The sequence below is a fragment of the Blautia sp. OF03-15BH genome (assembly GCF_003463065.1).
GTDB lineage: Bacteria > Bacillota > Clostridia > Lachnospirales > Lachnospiraceae > Limivivens.
Map to the genome: position 1 here is coordinate 1 of NZ_QSCM01000021.1, position 16,673 is coordinate 16,673.

General features: G+C 48.3%; 13 protein-coding genes. 1 reads left to right on the forward strand and 12 read right to left on the reverse strand.

Annotation, left to right across the window (positions count from 1 at the left end; genetic code table 11):
• Positions 1-159: 159 nt before the first annotated feature.
• On the forward strand, positions 160-666 hold the full coding sequence (locus tag DXA57_RS15135) for a helix-turn-helix domain-containing protein (RefSeq protein ID WP_117768101.1): 507 nt from the start codon (positions 160-162) through the stop codon (positions 664-666).
• Positions 667-935: 269 nt separating this feature from the next.
• Here DXA57_RS15135 and DXA57_RS15140 read toward each other — a convergent pair whose 3' ends face one another.
• The 12 genes from DXA57_RS15140 to DXA57_RS15195 form a co-directional block, all read right to left on the reverse strand.
• Positions 936-1,556 carry an AAA family ATPase gene (locus tag DXA57_RS15140; protein ID WP_117768102.1) on the reverse strand — a complete coding sequence of 207 codons (621 nt, stop codon included), beginning with the start codon at positions 1,554-1,556 and terminating at the stop codon, positions 936-938.
• A gap of 291 nt (positions 1,557-1,847) precedes the next feature.
• The gene (locus DXA57_RS15145; protein WP_117768136.1) at positions 1,848-3,212 is read right to left on the reverse strand and encodes a GH1 family beta-glucosidase; all 1,365 of its coding nucleotides are present in this window, start codon (positions 3,210-3,212) and stop codon (positions 1,848-1,850) included.
• Between the two features lie 74 nt (positions 3,213-3,286).
• Positions 3,287-5,722, reverse strand: a complete 2,436-nt coding sequence (locus DXA57_RS15150) for a beta-mannosidase (RefSeq protein WP_117768103.1) — start codon at positions 5,720-5,722, stop codon at positions 3,287-3,289.
• Positions 5,723-5,829: 107 nt separating this feature from the next.
• Entirely contained in the window at positions 5,830-7,467 is a 1,638-nt protein-coding gene (locus DXA57_RS15155) for a glycoside hydrolase family 43 protein (RefSeq protein ID WP_117768104.1), read from the reverse strand.
• A 49-nt stretch (positions 7,468-7,516) separates the two neighbouring features.
• Positions 7,517-8,323 (reverse strand): MBL fold metallo-hydrolase, encoded by an 807-nt coding sequence (locus DXA57_RS15160; protein ID WP_117768105.1) that lies wholly within the window; start codon positions 8,321-8,323, stop codon positions 7,517-7,519.
• Positions 8,323-9,156 carry a carbohydrate ABC transporter permease gene (locus DXA57_RS15165; RefSeq protein ID WP_117768106.1) on the reverse strand — a complete coding sequence of 278 codons (834 nt, stop codon included), beginning with the start codon at positions 9,154-9,156 and terminating at the stop codon, positions 8,323-8,325. The genes DXA57_RS15160 and DXA57_RS15165 overlap by 1 nt, the downstream gene beginning before the upstream one ends.
• A complete protein-coding gene (locus tag DXA57_RS15170; protein WP_117768107.1) occupies positions 9,156-10,031 on the reverse strand; it encodes a carbohydrate ABC transporter permease in 876 nt (291 codons plus the stop codon). The genes DXA57_RS15165 and DXA57_RS15170 overlap by 1 nt, the downstream gene beginning before the upstream one ends.
• Positions 10,032-10,281: 250 nt before the next feature.
• The gene (locus tag DXA57_RS15175) at positions 10,282-11,595 is read right to left on the reverse strand and encodes an ABC transporter substrate-binding protein (protein ID WP_117768108.1); all 1,314 of its coding nucleotides are present in this window, start codon (positions 11,593-11,595) and stop codon (positions 10,282-10,284) included.
• A gap of 138 nt (positions 11,596-11,733) precedes the next feature.
• Positions 11,734-12,735: a LacI family DNA-binding transcriptional regulator gene (locus tag DXA57_RS15180; RefSeq protein WP_147345709.1), complete on the reverse strand. Its 1,002-nt coding sequence runs from the start codon at positions 12,733-12,735 to the stop codon at positions 11,734-11,736.
• Positions 12,736-12,992: 257 nt separating this feature from the next.
• A complete protein-coding gene (locus DXA57_RS15185; protein ID WP_243005810.1) occupies positions 12,993-13,460 on the reverse strand; it encodes a threonine/serine exporter family protein in 468 nt (155 codons plus the stop codon).
• On the reverse strand, positions 13,457-14,230 hold the full coding sequence (locus DXA57_RS15190) for a threonine/serine exporter family protein (protein WP_117768110.1): 774 nt from the start codon (positions 14,228-14,230) through the stop codon (positions 13,457-13,459). Before DXA57_RS15190 ends, DXA57_RS15185 begins: the two co-directional genes overlap by 4 nt.
• Before the next feature lie 39 nt (positions 14,231-14,269).
• Positions 14,270-16,396 (reverse strand): glycoside hydrolase family 13 protein, encoded by a 2,127-nt coding sequence (locus DXA57_RS15195; RefSeq protein ID WP_117768111.1) that lies wholly within the window; start codon positions 16,394-16,396, stop codon positions 14,270-14,272.
• Positions 16,397-16,673: the final 277 nt, after the last annotated feature.

Genomic DNA, 16,673 nt, shown 5'->3' on the forward strand with positions numbered 1-16,673 from the left:
AAGAGGGCGTCCAAGAAAGGATACTAATCCGTCTGTCGGACTTCTATAGTCCGACAGACGGGGAATGTTTTAATTAAACAGTTTTTATTTCTTTCCTCTTCTCACGAAGTCATTCACCTGCAGGATTTATATAAAATTCATTATATCATTCTGAATGTTTTGAGAGGATGTTTTGAAGTAACGCGTGCAAATTCCATTGATACTTTTTTGGACAAAGGGAAGCAATACAGCCATGATTTTTATTCTATTCCTGATTTTTTATCCTCCATGGACCAGGCACTTACCGCAACATGCGAAATATTAAAAAGCACAAAACAGTCTGATTCATCCATTCGCGATATAAAAAGATATATTTTAAAAAATCTGGAAAATGATATTTCCCGAACCGCTATTGCCGCTGAATTTCATCTTAATCCGGATTATCTTTCCACATTATATAAAACAAAAACGGGAATGACCATTTCTGAATATATTACTCGAGAACGTCTGAAACTGGCAAAAAAACTGCTTCTTTCCACTGATTATCCGATTTCAGAGGTTTCAACCAGATGTGGTTTTCAAAACATATCCTATTTTTCTAAAACCTTCCGAAAGTATGAGTTAAAAACACCTCTTGAGTATCGCCAGTTACATAGTACTGAAATTTATAGCAATTCCACAAAATAATGCATTTTAGACAGTTCAACAGAGTGCGAAGGACAAGGAAGAAAGTTGCGGGCGTGCTGACGCACGGCAAAGCTTCCTGACGCAGAACTTCACGCTCTGGTGGGCTGGATGGGATACATTATTTTTGAGAATTGCTATAAATGAGTTGCCCGGCAAAAATAAGAGACAGTCCATACAAAACAAGGTTAAAAGAACCTGAATTATAGATGAACTGTCTCTTCTCTTACATAACAAGGGCGAACCCTTTATCTTTCACTTTTCCTGTAATCTCAGCCTACCTGCTGAAGAGAATCTTCCTTCATGGTCTGATCCAGAATGGAGACGCATTTCTTCATGGAATGCTCAAATTCTTTTTCGTTGTTGTTTCTGAAGATGATGAGAGAATCCTTCGCACCCGGACGTTTGAGATTCTCCGGGATCTCAAAATTGCAGCCTGCGATGTATTCATCCCAGTGCTCCAGCTTCCAGGTGTCACGATCGGAGTTTCTTTCGATCATGCGTTTATGAACGATCTCCGGAGAGGTTTCCACCCAGACAACGACCAGAGTCGCATTCTTTTCAGCTAGCTTTTTCTCCAGATTTTCAATATACTCCATATCACGAATCTCACGGGTAAAAGGTGCATTGATCAGCACCTTGTCCTCATAATCCAATGCTTCCAATGCCAGATCCACAACACAGTCATACTCATAGTCGCGGATGTTATCCTCAAAGAACTGACTGCTGCGATTGTATGGCTGATTTGCCACTGTAAAGATCTGCTTGGAAAGGGTGATCAGCGTATCCTTATCCAGATATACAACATGCTCCAGACGGGCTGCAAGTGCTTTTGAAATGTAAGTCTTTCCGCATGCGGGCGGAGAAGTAACCAGTATCAGTTTTTTAACCATTGTAATGTCCTTCCTTTTCTATAAATAGCAATGTCTCTTTATTTTCAGGCACTGCAAGATGTATGTCAAGGCAGATACTCCAGAACTTCCCGTGTCTGCCGCTTATCATGGTTATCGAACCGAAGCTTTCCAGCCTGTCTTCCATTCTCTCCGGATAAACCAGCTGTTCAAAAATATAAGGAAATCGTTTCCAATCTCATGCTTCTTTTGTTCTCGATAAGTTATAGCACTGGTTTTTTTTCCTGTCAAGTAGATGAAACCAGTTTTTTGTTAAATTTTTGTTAATCTGGCTTACAGGATCTCTCCGTTGGAAGCGATCACTTCTTTATAGAAGAGACCGGAATCCTTCATAGTGCGTTTCTGTGTCTCATAATCTACATAGACCATACCAAAGCGCTCGGAGTAACCATATGCCCATTCAAAATTGTCCATGAGAGACCAGGCAAAATAACCGCGGAGATCCACACCGTCTGCTGCTGCTTTTTTGAATTCTCTCAGGTAACGGTGCATGAAGTCCACACGGCTGGCATCGTGGACTTTTCCATCCAGAGCCACCCAGTCATGAGAGGACATCCCGTTCTCTGTTACATAGATCGGTTTCTGATAACGCTCATAGAGGAATTTCGGAGCCCAGTAAAGTACCTCCGGAGTCACCGGCCACTGGATGGCAGTCTTCGGGAAGCCCGGATAGCGGTCTACACGGACCGGATTGCCGTTTTCATCCGCACGGACGGGTACGGCATTATAAACATTCTGACCGTAGAAATCCAGCGGCTGAGAGATCAGCTCCAGATCTTTCTCCAGCGTCTTCGGGAAATACTGACCAAAGCTCTTCATGATATCTTCCGGATACTGTCCCAAAAAGACCGGATCGGCACAGAAAGCCACATCCCAGCTTGCCGCACGGATATCTGCCTCAGGCAGTGCAAAACATGCTTTTCTGGCAGCCTCAATATCCTCCTTCGCATCTGTCGCCGGATAATACAGAGCGCCGCAGGGAGCCATTCCCACACCGACCGGACGGACTGCCGCCTCACGGATCGCCTGTACGCCGCGTCCATGGGCTTTCAGGACATTATGCCAGATGGCGAAATAATCATGTGGGCCAACCTTCAGGCCAGGTGCATGTTCACCGGTCACATAACCAAGACCGACCGTACACTGCGGCTCATTGAAGGTAAAGAAATGGCTGACGCGGTCAGAAAAATGGGCAGCCATGAGCTTCGCATACTCATAAAACCATTCCGGAGACTGCGGATTCAGCCAGCCGCCTCTCTGATGAAGCGCATAGGGAAGATCCCAGTGATACAGCGTCATATAGGGCTCAATGCCGTTTTCGATGAGGCAGTTTACAAGATGATCATAATAGGCGAGACCTTTCTCATTGACCTTTCCGGTTCCTTCCGGCAAGATCCGGGCCCAGTTTACAGAAAAACGGTACGCCTTCAGTCCCATCTCTTTCATGATCGCCACATCTTCTTTGTAGCGGTGGTACTGATCACAGGCCACATCGCCTGTATGATGCTCATAGACATGACCGTCCTCTTTACAGAATACATCCCAGATGTTCAGTCCTTTTCCATCTTCATAAGCGGCACCTTCCACCTGATAGGAAGCGGTTGCGGCTCCCCATACGAAATCTTTTCTGAAGCTCATATTTTTATCTCCTTTCATTTCTCTGACGTTCATTTCTTCACCTGCGTGCCCGTTTTGGCAGACAGGTGTCTCTTTTATGCATACGTATGATATACGTCATAAACCCGGATCTCCGGTTTCACGCCGGGTACGACACCTTTCACCGGATGCAGCACCCGTTCTTTTCCGTCTGTCATGGCCAGAACGTTGGAATCCCAGATGATATCCTCATGGATCCCCTCAACCATACAGTAAGGTGCAAAGCTCTTCGCAGAAAGGGTCACAGTTCCGTCTTCCTGACAGGACACGGTAAGCTCCGGATCCTTCAGCTCCAGATGTTTCACGGGAACAAAGGTCTCAAATTCACAGCGCTCTTCTGTTTTGCCGGTTTCTTTGTCGGTAACTTTGTATTCCATGGTCACAAAGACCTGCTCGCTGCGGCCTTCGATAAGCTCGGAGAAATCCTTTGTGAGAAGGTCTGCTGCAGAAAGCGGAGCCACAGTACCGGAAACGCTCTCCTCATAAAGCACCTGGAAATCCAGATCCTTCAGGCTGATCTTCATCTCTACAGCTGCTTCCTTCAGGCTCTCATTGGAAATCCAGAAGCCCATGGTATTGCCCTCTTTGCAGATGCTTCCTGCCACAGACTCATTGAAGACACGGGCCATATAGTGGAGTGCCTTATATCTTCCATAGTAATCCATGCTGGACCAGGAAGCCACCGGCCAGTTATCGTTGAACTGCCAGTAAATACTGCCCATGCATCTGCCGCGGTTTCTTCTCCAGTGCTCGGTTGCCACCTTCATGGCGTAGCCCTGCAGGATCTGACTTAAGAAGGTCAGACCGGAAAGATCCCCCGGATAGCGGAAGGTCTCGGAAAGATAATACAGGATCTTTCCGTTGGCTGCCGGGTTCTTCTGATGGCTCTCCATGACTTTGGAGAAGAGGTTCCGGTCTTTTTCCTCCGTAAACGTCTCAATGGTCTTGATGGACGGCAGGGACTGGAAGCCAAACTCGGAGCAGAAACGGAAATAGTGGTTCAGGTACTCACTGAAGGGCAGCTGGCCATGCCATACATCCCAGTAATGGGCATCTCCCCGGTTGTCATCGTTTGGCTTGTCAAAGCTTCCGCCTGAAGACGGGGAAGAGGGCCAGTAGAAGGTATCCGGCGCCGTCTCTTTCACTACCGCAGACAGGAGATATTCAAACTGGATCAGATAGTCTCTTTTCAGGGAAGGTGCATGTCCCTGCATCGCACTCCAGTCGGTCCATGCAGACTCCAGCTCATTGTTTCCGCAGATCAGGGCAAGGCACGCATGATTCCGGAAACGGAGGATATTGTCTCTTGCCTCTTCCACGATGTTTTCCTCGAAGGACTCTGTCAGATCATAAATGTTGCAGGCGTACATGAGATCCTGCCAGAGAAGGATCCCGTACTCATCACAGAGATCATAAAATTCATCGGAGGGGTAATAACCGCCGCCCCAGATCCGAAGACAGTTGAAGTTTGCGAATACTGCCGCCTGCACATCCCTGAGGAAAACCTCTCTGGTCAGTCTGGAATAATAGCAGTCATCCGGAATATAGTCCGCTCCTCTTGCAAAGATCTTCTTTCCGTTGACGGTGATGGCAAATTCCTGTCCCCACTCGTCATCCTCTCTGGAAACAGTCACCGTACGAAGACCGATGCGGTAAAGCTTCTCCTGTGCCGCTTCTCCTTCGCTCTCCATGATCACACGGACGGTATAAAGGGGCTGCTCTCCGTTTCCATGCGGCCACCAGAGTCTCGGCTCTTCGATCTTCACAACAGGATCCGTTCCAAGATAAAGCAGCTTTCCATCCGGATCCAGAACCTCGTAAGTCAGCGTTACTTTTGCATCCGCATCCTTTTCCACATCGGTAGTCATGGTCAGCGTCACCTGACCTTCTTCGTGCTTCTGACGGATCAGCGTATCCAGAAGACGGGCTTTCTCATAGGTTACAAGCTCAATCTCCCGGAAAATACCGGCATCCGGAAGCTGAGGACCCCAGTCCCAGCCAAACATGCAATGCGGCTTTCTGAGATACTGGTTGCCCGGCATGGTACCGGTGTTACACATATGGATCTCACGCCCTTTTTCCGACTTGTAGTCTTCAATAAATTTCAATGGAGAAGCCAGATGAATCTCCAGAAGGTTCTCTCCTTCCTTTGCCCATTCTTTGATCGAAAAAGTAAAGCGGCGATGCATATTTTCCGTATGGCCAAGCTTATGCCCGTTCAGATAAAGATCTGCTACCGTATCAATCCCGTGGAAAACCAGAAGCATATGCTCACTGGAAAACTCCTCCGGGCTTACGGTAAAATGTCCCCGGATATCAAAATCATTGCGGAAAAACTCCCGCACCTCATATTCATTTTCTCCATAATAAGGATCCGGCAGAACGCCTTCTTTTACCAGTGTATCCATGGCAGAACCTGGAACATTCATCGCATACCAATCCTCTGTACCGGATACTCGTATTTCAAATGATTCCTTCAATTCTCTTTTCATCGGTATATCCTTTCACATTTTAGACTTGCGGCCGTGCTCTTTTCACAGCCCAGGAAACGGTTTCATTATACCATACTGTCTTTTTTTGCACCACTGTTTTTCTGTCATCACGCCTGTTCTTCATACCGGAACCAGGCCACATCCGCATAGTTTTTCCGGTCTTTCATGTCCTGTACGGCAACGCCTATAAAGGCTCCCGTAAAACCGTCTGCAAAATCATCCGAAAGAACAAAGGCATGGAGCAGCGGTCCGAGTTTCTGCTTCTCTCCTGTTTCGTCCAGCCGGAAAAACTGAACTTCATCCTCTTTTACGGAGACAGAAAGTTCATAGGCAGGAAATGTTTCCCCCGGAAGTCCTTTTACCGGGACGGAGGCTGCAAGCTTCGTCTGGCCGTTTATCACCGTCAGCAGGCAAAGCTCCGGTCCTGTCTCTCCAAGCGTCACATAAGCATAGTACTGGTTTCGTTCATCGTAGCGATAGATCAGTCCCGCACCATGTTGAAAAGAGGTTGGAAGAAATTCAAAACGAACGGCTGCTTCAAAAGAAAGCTCTGTCTGTCGTCGCGCAAGAAGCGCCTGCTCATAATGGGAAAAAATGGATTCCCGGCCATAGATCCGAAGATAGCCTTCTCTCTCGCGGATCGTCATCCCCGTATCCCGGAAGAAGCTCCGGAGTGTCTGAAAATCCTCCAGAAAGCTTTCATCCCGGAAGTGATACTCCTTTTTCAGAGGGTCGCACCGCTTTTCCGTTTCCGGATCCGAAACGGCACGGAAGGTCTCTTTCGGAAAATGACCGCCTTCCTTCAGCTTCAGCCAGCCATCTTCCCAGACAACCTCCTGAATGGCCGTTTCTCTTCCGAGCGGACAGTAAAGCATACCCGGAAGATTTCTTCCGCAGAGATGAGCCAGGAACCATCTGCCATCCGGACTTTCCACCAGACTTCCATGCCCCGCTTTTTTCAGGTAACTTTTGCCAAGGTCCTTTTCTGCCAGTGCTTTTTCTGTCTCTTCCGGCTCCCGGCTGCCTTCCCAGGAAGTCAGGACGGGATGCTCCGGGCTGAGCTCATAGGGACCGGTAAGCGCTTTACTCCGTGCGAGCGTCACCGCATGGAACCAGCCAGTTCCGCCCTCGGCACACATCAGATAATAATAGCCGTCATGACGGTAGAGATGCGGTCCTTCCGTACTGCCGATGGAAGAACCGGTAAAGATCTTTTTTGCTTCACCGGTCAGCTGCTTTTTCTCCGGATCGTATTCCTGAAGAAGGATCCCGGTGAACGGATTTCCTCCGGAAAGGACCTTCCGGTAATCCCATTCCATGTTGAGCAGCCATTTTCTGCCATCTGTATCATGAAAAAGAGAGGGATCAAAGCCGCTGGAATTCAGATAAACCGGATCGGACCAGGGACCGGTGATCCCTTTTGCCCGGATCAGGTAATTCGGCGTATCCATAACTGGAAACTCCCTGGCATCATGAACCACCGTATAGATCAGATAGAAATATTCCCCGTCATGGCTCAGGCAGGGCGCCCAGATGCCATCAGAAGCCTTTACACCCCGAAGGTCCATTTTGGAGTAAGTATCCAGAGGGGCAGTCAGATAATCCCAGTGTGCCAGGTCTTTTGAATGATAGATCCGGACGCCCGGAGCCCACTCAAAGGTGGATGTTGCAAGATAGTAATCGTCTCCCACCCGGATCAGGCTGGGATCCGGATGAAAACCGCGCAGAATCGGATTTTTTACCATAAAAACCTCCTTGAGACAGCTATACAAAGAGGGAGCCGTATTGGCTCCCTCAGGAAACATGGGATTCCGTATAGGAAATTCCGATTGTTTTGTAATTATATAAGATTTTATAGCCGGGGTTCAGAGCGATCTTTTCTCCAATCCCGGGATTTTTCAGGATGGTTTCTGCCGCATGGCGGTAGTCTTCTATGATAGAAGCGTCCATGGGACATTCATGATGGCCAGGCCAGATCTCCTGATACTGATCTTTCAGACTCAAGAGCTTTTCATCAGACTCCATCACATCCTTTACGCTACCGGAATGATCAAAGTAGACCAAGATCTCCCGGTTACAGCCTGTATCACCGGCAAAGAGATATCGATTCTCTCTGTCCAGAAAACAGATACAGCCTTTCGTGTGCCCCGGTGTCTCGATGACCTCCAGTGTCCGTCCGCCCAGTTCCAGACGATCTCCATCAGAAAGGAAGGACAGCTTTTCTGGTTTTTTCACATGGATGAGGTAATCCTCTTCTTCCCTGGAAAGCGGCACACCAAACAGCTCCGCAAACCGTTTTACCTGATGTTCCCTTGCTTTTCTGTCAAATCCTTCTTCCAGAACAGAAAGATCTTCTCTGTGGATGGAACAGTTTTCAAAAAGTCCGGCACAGCCGGTATGGTCAAAGTGACCATGTGTCAAGACCACACTGACCGGCTTGTCAGTAAGAGAAGCGATCGTCTCCTGAAGACCGCTGAAACCGTTTCCTGCATCCAGAAGCACTGCCCTCTCCGTACCCTCAACTAAATAGAGGTAGGTACGGAAGGGATCTTCCAGCTGCCAGGTATGCGCATCGATCTTTCGGATCCTGTAGTTTTCCATCAGCCCTTCACACTTCCTGCCACGATACCCTCAATGATGTAACGCTGACCGAAGAGATAAAGGATCATAACCGGCAGCATGGTCAGGACCAGACCTGCCATCATGGGCGCATAATCAGCGGACTTGGTAGTAAGGAAAGCATAAGTCATCAGCGGCAGGGTTTTTACCTCTTTCAGAGAAAGCAGGGTACTTGCCAGGATGTAGTCATTCCAGATGGAAAGGGCAACGAATACAACGTTTGTCATGGTGATGGGCTTCAGCAACGGGAAAATGATGCTGAAGAAAGTTCTCTCGGGAGAAGCACCATCGATGAGAGCCGCCTCATCCAGCTCCACCGGAACACCAGTGATAAAGCCGCTGTAAAGGAAGGTCGGGGACGGAATGTTCAGTCCGATGTGAATGAAAGTTACCAGCCAGATGTTGTTGGTAAGTCCCAGTCCGGAACCGTACAGTTTTACCAGCGGGATCATGATTACCTGGAAGGGAACAACCATGGCCGCAATGAGGATCATATAAAAGGCTTTGGTGATCTTCCATTTTTTACGGGTGAGAACATAAGCGTTCATGGAACTTAACACTACGCTGACACCAGTTGCGATCACACAGATCAGGATTGAATTCTTGAAAGAATTCAGGAAGTTCATCGTATTAAAAGCAGTCTCATAGTTTTCTGTATGAAGCACGTCCGGAAAACTGAACGGGTTTGCCACGAAATCCGGAGAAGTTTTAAAGCTGTTCAGGATAACCAGGAAAAACGGGATGATAAAAAATACAGCCAGTAACAGCACGATGATGAAAACGACGATGGTGTTTGATCTCTTTTTTGCTTCCATTATGCCTGCACCTCCCCTTTCTTGGATACGGATACCTGAACCAGAGAGATGATCGCAACGATAACGAACAGCACAAGAGCTTCTGCCTGGCCTTTGCCGTAATCAAAGTTGCTGAATGCAGTCTGGTAAATTTTCAGTGCTAAGAGCTCGGTGGACTTGAAGGGACCGCCGGCTGTCAGAGTCAGGTTCACGTCGAAGGACATGAATGCTCTGGAGATTGCCATAAATACACAGATGGTTACAGAGGAACGGATCATCGGGATCTTGATGTAGCGGAGAAGCTGTCTGCCGTTTGCTCCGTCGATCCTTGCAGCCTCCAGCATATCCTGCGATACGTTGGTCAGACCTGCCACATAGATAACCATCAGATAACCGCTGAGCTGCCATACCGCAACGACGATCAATGCAATCAGAGCAGTTCCCGGGCTGGTCAGCCAAGATTTCTGGAAGAGTCCCCAGCCGGTCACAGCACCAACCTTGGTCAGTGCAAAGGAAAAAATGTAGTTCCAGATATAACCCATTACGACACCGCCGATCATGTTTGCGGCGAAGAAACAGGTACGGAAAAGTCCCTGCAGCTTGATCCCGTAGGTCAGAAGCAGTGCCAGGGCAAGTCCGAGTACATTACTGAATACTACAACAAAAAACACATAAACGAAGGTCTTCCAGAGAGAAGACAGGAACGTTTTATCTTTAAAAATTGCAACGTAATTGGTAAAGCCTACCAGATCGAAATCAGGGGACAGACCATTCCAGTTGGTGAATGTCAGATAAATACCGTAGATCAGGGGGAGAACTACGATAGAAGCCCAGATCAGCATTGGCGGGATTACAAATTCGCAGAATAACTTAATTTCATTTTTCTTCTTTTTCATTGAACTCTTACCTCGAAATTGTAACGGTTGATGGGGAATCCATACCGAAAACCTCCCCTGTGCAAGGGAACATCAGGCAAATCTGCGGGATTTGCACAGGGCATGCCTTCGGGATCTTTCAGAAGCCTGTGTGACGGCACACAATCATGAATGGAGATGACGAAGGTCATCTCCATTCCATTGGTTTGTCAAACGACTTCGTTGTCTTTTACGCTGCAGGCAGCTTTGTACTTCTGCAGACATTCGGATGTTACTGTGCCTGCCAGTAAGCCTGGATTGCATCAGCAGCTGCATCTCTGTCCATCTGACCTGTCAGATACTGCTGCATAACCGCACCATTCTCACTCCAGAAATCGGACGGAAGCAGTGCGCTGAATGCGTAGGTGCTCTGTACTTTACCGTCAGCAACATAAGCCTGGGTTACGTTTGCCAGCGGGCTTGCAACGGTTACATCCACATTCTTGAACGGAAGAGCAATGCTCAGGGCATCAGACATATCCTGTGCTCTCTCAATGGTCAGGTACTCAACGAGTTTCTTACCTGCTGCCTGCTGTGCCTCATCATTCTGGCTTCCATCTACACAGTAACCTTTTGCCGGGAATACAGCAAGCTCCTGGTTTACTGCATCATCTGCGGAAGCAGTCAGCGGGCAGGGCATAATGCCGTACTCGTCATCTGCATTTGCAACGGACTCAAGGTAGGACCATCCCCAGTCACCCATGAACCACATAGCTACATCACCTTTTGCCATAGCCTGGCCGTCCAGCTCGGTATTTCCAACCAGAGGATCGTTTGCATTGTAGTTGTATTTAGCGATGATATCGAATGTATCCATAACACCGTTCCATGCATCGTTGGTCTTCAGCTCGGCGGAACCGTCTTTCACGCTGTCGATGAAAGCTTTCTGAGCTTCCTCATCACCCTGGATTCCGTTGAATACCTGGCTCAGGAAATGAGATCCGAGAGACCAGTCAACGCCGGTGAACATGATCGGGGAAACGCCGCCGTCCTGGATCTTCTGGCACAGGGCATCCAGATCTGCATTGCTCTTGATGGTGGAAGGATCGAACTCCTCGCCGGTTGCTTTCTCGATGGTGGTCTTGTTGTAGATGAGACCCATGGACTGTACGGAGTTCGGTACGCCGTAAACGCTGCCGTTCTCATCCTTGAAGATAGCCAGGTTGCTGTCATCTACCTGATCCTTGATCCAGGAATCGTCGCCGTCCAGATCATAAGCTGCCATATTTGCAATGTTCTCACGGATATCAACAGCATCCATCAGAGAAACGGTGGGAGCCTCACCACTTGCATACAGAGTCATCCATTTCTGTTTCTCACTGCTGTCGTAAGCGATGTAGTTTACGGTGATGTCCGGATTTGCTTCCATGAAATCTGCACAGAATTTCTCGAAATCATCATCATGTCCCGGTACGGTGGTGTACAGAGAAATCTCTACCTTGTCATCTGCTTTTGCATTGATGCCGTTCATGGCCGGAACGGATGCAACCATGGCAACTGCCAGTGCGCCAGTTAAAATTTTAGAAGCTACTACGTGTTTTTTCATTGCTTCATCCTCCTTAAAATTCTCCCGGTTCCCTAATACCGGGGGGTCTATATTTATCCACGTGATCGTGGATGAAATATCTGTTTCATAAAATCTCGAGAAATCGTTTTCCCGTTCGTCAAAACTGAATGGCAGCTATCACTGCCAAAGTTTTCTGGTCGAATTTCTCCGAACCAGCTGATAAGGGAAGTAAAGTTTCTTTTTCTCATCAGCATCTTCTCCGAAAAGTGCTTCGTAGAACATTTCGCCCTGCTGGAACATCCGAACAGTAGAAAGAGGCGGATCAAAAATATCTGCCACAGAATCATCGACACCGAAAACAGAAATATCTTCAGGTACCCGGATATTCAATGATTTCAGATAACGGATCACGCCGATGGCGATGATATCCGAACCGGTGATGACCGCAGTTGGAAGGTCTCTGCTGTTTTCATAGATGGCCTTCATTCCCTCCATACCGCTCTCAGTACTAAAACTTCCCTGATAGATGTAAGAATCGGGGATCTCCAGTCCTGCATCCTTCATGGCATCCTGATATCCCTTCAATCTCAGCTGACCATTGGTATAGTCCTCTGCGTTTCCTCCTACATAAGCGATCCGCTTATGCCCATCGCCCACGAGAAATTCTGTGACATCTCTGGAAACGCTGTAGCTGTCAACGGTCACTGTCGTGAATTCACAGTCCTCTCCAGAAAGTCCCTGGTTTCCAAGAACTACCGGGCACGGAAATTCATGAAGTTTTTTCAGAATCTCATCTGTCAGATGAATACCCTGAAAGATCAGGCCGTCAATATTCCGTTCCAACATCCGATCCATAAGAACGAGTGCTTTCTTATTGTCAAAATCATAATCGCAGGCAATGACAACCTTGTTATGCTTCATGCAGATATCACTGATCTGCTTTAAATGGATCGCCGTGATCGGGTTCCTCAGATCCGCTTCCAGAACTGCCACCAGATGTGTATTCTTGGTGACCAGACTTCTGGCCTCTGCATTGGGTACGTAATGATACTTCTCAATACTTCTCATAACCCGGTGCTTTAACTCGTCACTTACAGCTTTTGAACCGTTCATAACCCTGGAGACCGTGGAAACGGAAACCTTCGCGTCTGCGGCAATGTCTTTGATTGTAACCTCCAATGGTTCTGGCTCCTTTCTGTGATAACGTTTTCCTACATCAAGGATAGTAGCATATCCTATATAAAAATTCAATACGTTTTTTCTTCTTTTCCGTTGTTTTGGCGTTTCTTCACAAAACAGCACTGTCTGTTTTGTACAAAAACACAATATAAGAGTCAAAAATACGAAGTGAGTCACCAAAACTTCTTCGTTCCAGACTTGACCAATAAAAAAGAGACCTCCGAAAAGGTCTCGAAAAAATTACTTATTTTCTGTTTTCAGGAAAATTTTCCTGATTTCCGCTTTCTGTTTTCCAGAAAAGAAAAACAGCTTTGCGGAATCTCAAAACCGAGAAGGATCCCTCCTACAATGGCAACTGCAAACTTGATAGAGGTCAATCCCTTGGCGGCCGCCAGATCCCAGTCGCTTCCCACCAGGGCCTGTGCCGTCTGATAGATCCCCATTCCCGGTACCAGCGGGAAGATCCCCGGGATCAGAAACATGGTGACCGGACATTTTTTCCGGACTGCAAAGATCCGTGAAAGGAACACCACGGTAAAAGCGCCGGCACAGACAGGGCCCATAAGAGAATCCACATGAAGCTCCAGTGCCCGGTAGACCAGCCATCCGGCTCCTCCTGCGATCCCTCCGCAGAAATAATACTGCCGTGGCACATGAAACATCAGTGCAAAGGCCATGGTTCCGACAGCTGCTGCAATGACTTCTTCGATCAGACGCAAAATCATAAGCTTCCTCCTATCCCGCACCACATCATCACAAGACCAACACCCAGGGCAATGCTGAAGATCACGATCATAGTGTCCAGAAGCCTTACGGAGCCGGAAATATAGTCCTGATCGGCAAAATCCCGGATCGAGTTGGTAAAAGCCACTCCCGGGATCAGCGGAAGCAGTGCCCCTACGGACATCAGATCCAGATGATGTCCAAACCCGATCCGGTAAAACAGAAGGGTCAGTGCCATGACCAGAGCGCCTCCGCTGGCATTGGCTGCGATCTTGGATAGCCGCCCCCGGACCACGTCCAGCACATAAATATAAAGGATCAGTCCTGCCAGAAAAGCAGCAAGAGAATCCAGTATGTCTCCTCCGAAAAGGAAACAGAAGGCGCCGCTGCCGATACCGGCTGCCAGAATCTGGTGCCAGCCCGGCTTTTGCGGCATTTTCTCAATTTCTTTCAGTTTTTCCAGAGCCTCCTCCGGTGTGAAAAATCCCAGCTCGATCTCACGCGACAGTCCGTTTACCGCATCAATCCGGTCCAGTCTGGCCCCGGCGAGCGGAATATGGCGCACCCGCACCTGATGATTGCTCCCAGCCACCTCTGAGGTGAGAAAAATACCATTGCTCAGCACAAAGGTGCTGACGTTTTCCAGCTCATAGGCACAGGCGATCCGCCGCATCGTCTCATCCACACGCGAGATCTCCGCGCCGCTCCGAAGAAGGATATCGCCGGCCATACCGGCCACCTCAAAGATCCGTTCTCTTTCTTTTTCTCCCATCTTCCCCCCATAGTCATACCCTTGAACGATTCTGGTTCTTTAAGAAAGCTCCTGCTTTTCTTCTTCCGGCACCACTTCCACCAGAACCACAGCAGAAGCAGCAGGAAGGGTCAGCGTCAGTTCCCCGCCTTCCGCAAAGTACTCTTCCGGCTCTGTCGTATAGCCACAACTGCCGGTAAGCATGACTCTTCTGAGCCGATTTTCGGAACAGACACCCGCCTGCCATACCGGCAGCATGAAGGTCTTCTCACACTCTCCGTTATGAAAAGCCACGATGACACGTTCTTTCTCATCAAAACGTCCATACGAGATCACGTTATGCTCTCCGTGCAGAAATTTCAGAGAACCATGACTCAGAACCGGATATTTCTTGTGGATCCGGATCATTTCCCGGTGAAACTCAATGAGTTCCAGGTTTTCTCTTCCCCAGGGATATGTTCTCCGGTTGTCCGGATCTGTGAAGCCGCAGAGTCCGGCCTCATCTCCGTAATAAAGCGTTGGTGCTCCCGGCCAGGTCATCTGCATGACCACAGCTTCACGCATTACTGCCACATTGACCTGCTCTTCCGCTGCATGATGACCAAGCTGTGCCACTCTTCCCACACGGTGGTTGGTCCTGGTCAGGAAACGGGAGTGGTCATGGTTGGACAGTTCGTTCATGGCAACCTGAAGAGACGGCGCCATAAAACTGCTCATATGGTGGCTCATGGCTCCTATAAAGGACTCGTGATTTCCCAGAAGATCCCCGCGGAACTCGTCACTGTGCTTCTCCATACCGGTAAAGAACCAGGTCAGCGGTTCCATAAAGGCATCATAGTTCATCACCGTATCCCACTGGTCTCCCTGGAGCCAGGAACGGGCCTCTCCGTAATGCTCCGCCAGAATGATGGCATCGGGATTGGCTTCCTTTACGTTTTTCCGGAATTCCTTCCAGAACTCATGGTTGTACTCGTTGCTGAATCCAAGATCTGCTGCCACATCCAGCCGCCAGCCATCGACATTGTAGGGCGGAGACACCCATTTTCTTCCGACATTCATAATGTACTCTACAAGCTTCGGTGAATTTTCATAATTCAGCTTCGGCAAAGTCTCGTGTCCCCACCAGCCGTCGTAATAAGGATTATACGGCCAGCTGTGTTCATTGTTAAATTTGAAGAAGCTGCGGTAAGGGCTGTCTGCAGATACATAAGCCCCCTTTTCATACCCCGGCTGGTTCTCGTAGATCCTCTCACGGTCCAGCCATTTATTGAAGGAACCGCAATGGTTGAACACACCGTCCAGGATCACCTTCATTCCCCGCTTATGGGCTTCTGCCACAAGATCGGCCAGAAGCTGATTGCTGGCTTTCAGGTTTTCCGGATCCGTCACACGGCGGATATACTTGGAGGCGTGCGTGTTGTCATTATCCCAGGGTGCCAGACATTCTCCTCCGTCATTGACGATCTTGCCAAGATGCGGGTCTACGGAATCGTAGTCCTGAATATCATACTTATGGTTGGAGGGAGAGACAAAGATCGGGTTGAAATAGATCACATCCACACCAAGCTTCTCCAGGTAGTCCATCTTGTCCAGAACACCCTGAAGATCTCCTCCGTAAAATTCCCGGATCCCCATAAACTCCGGATATTTATACCAGTCCCGGACGCGTGAGGCTCCGTCTCCGATGTAATAATACTCCCGGTCCTCCACATCGTTCGTCGAGTCTCCATTATAAAAACGGTCCGTATAGATCTGATACATCACCGCACCTTTTGCCCAGTCCGGTGTCTTAAAGCCCGGCGCAATGGCAAAGCTGTAATACTCCTGCAGATCTCTTGAAACACCTCTTTTATTGTAAAAACAGCTGATCTTTCCAGCGCAGACCTCAAAATAATAACGGAAGATCTCCTCCGTCATCTCTACCTTTACCGTATAATAATCAAAACGGTCCACCGTTTTCTCATAGTCCATCAACAGCTTTCTGGAACCGCTGATCAGGAAAACGCGGTCCACATTATTGAGACCGGTCCGGAAGCGGATCGTTACCGTTTCCCCTGGCATGGGCTCCATAGGCTCCACATAATTGGCCGTCTCATCGCTGAATAAGGCATGCGGCTGAAAAACAGGCTGCATGGTCATCATATACCTCTGCACCTTCTGTAAATAATTGATCTTTTCCAGATTCATGGCTGCATTCCCCTTTCTTTCCTTGTACTATTCTATACCATCCCACCTGTTTACACAACCGGAAAATGATTTCCTTCCTGAGAAACACGGGAAGAAACCGTTTTCCTGACAGAAACGAGAAAAGCCAGCGGAGGGAACCGCTGGCTTTTCTCTTGGAGAAGGTATTTCTCTTATGGGGTGTAGCAAAAACTATATAATGTATTGGGGGGGGTTTACGATTAGTATTATAACAAAAGAGTTCCGAGAAGTGTGCACAAACTTTAAAAAATCTCGGTTT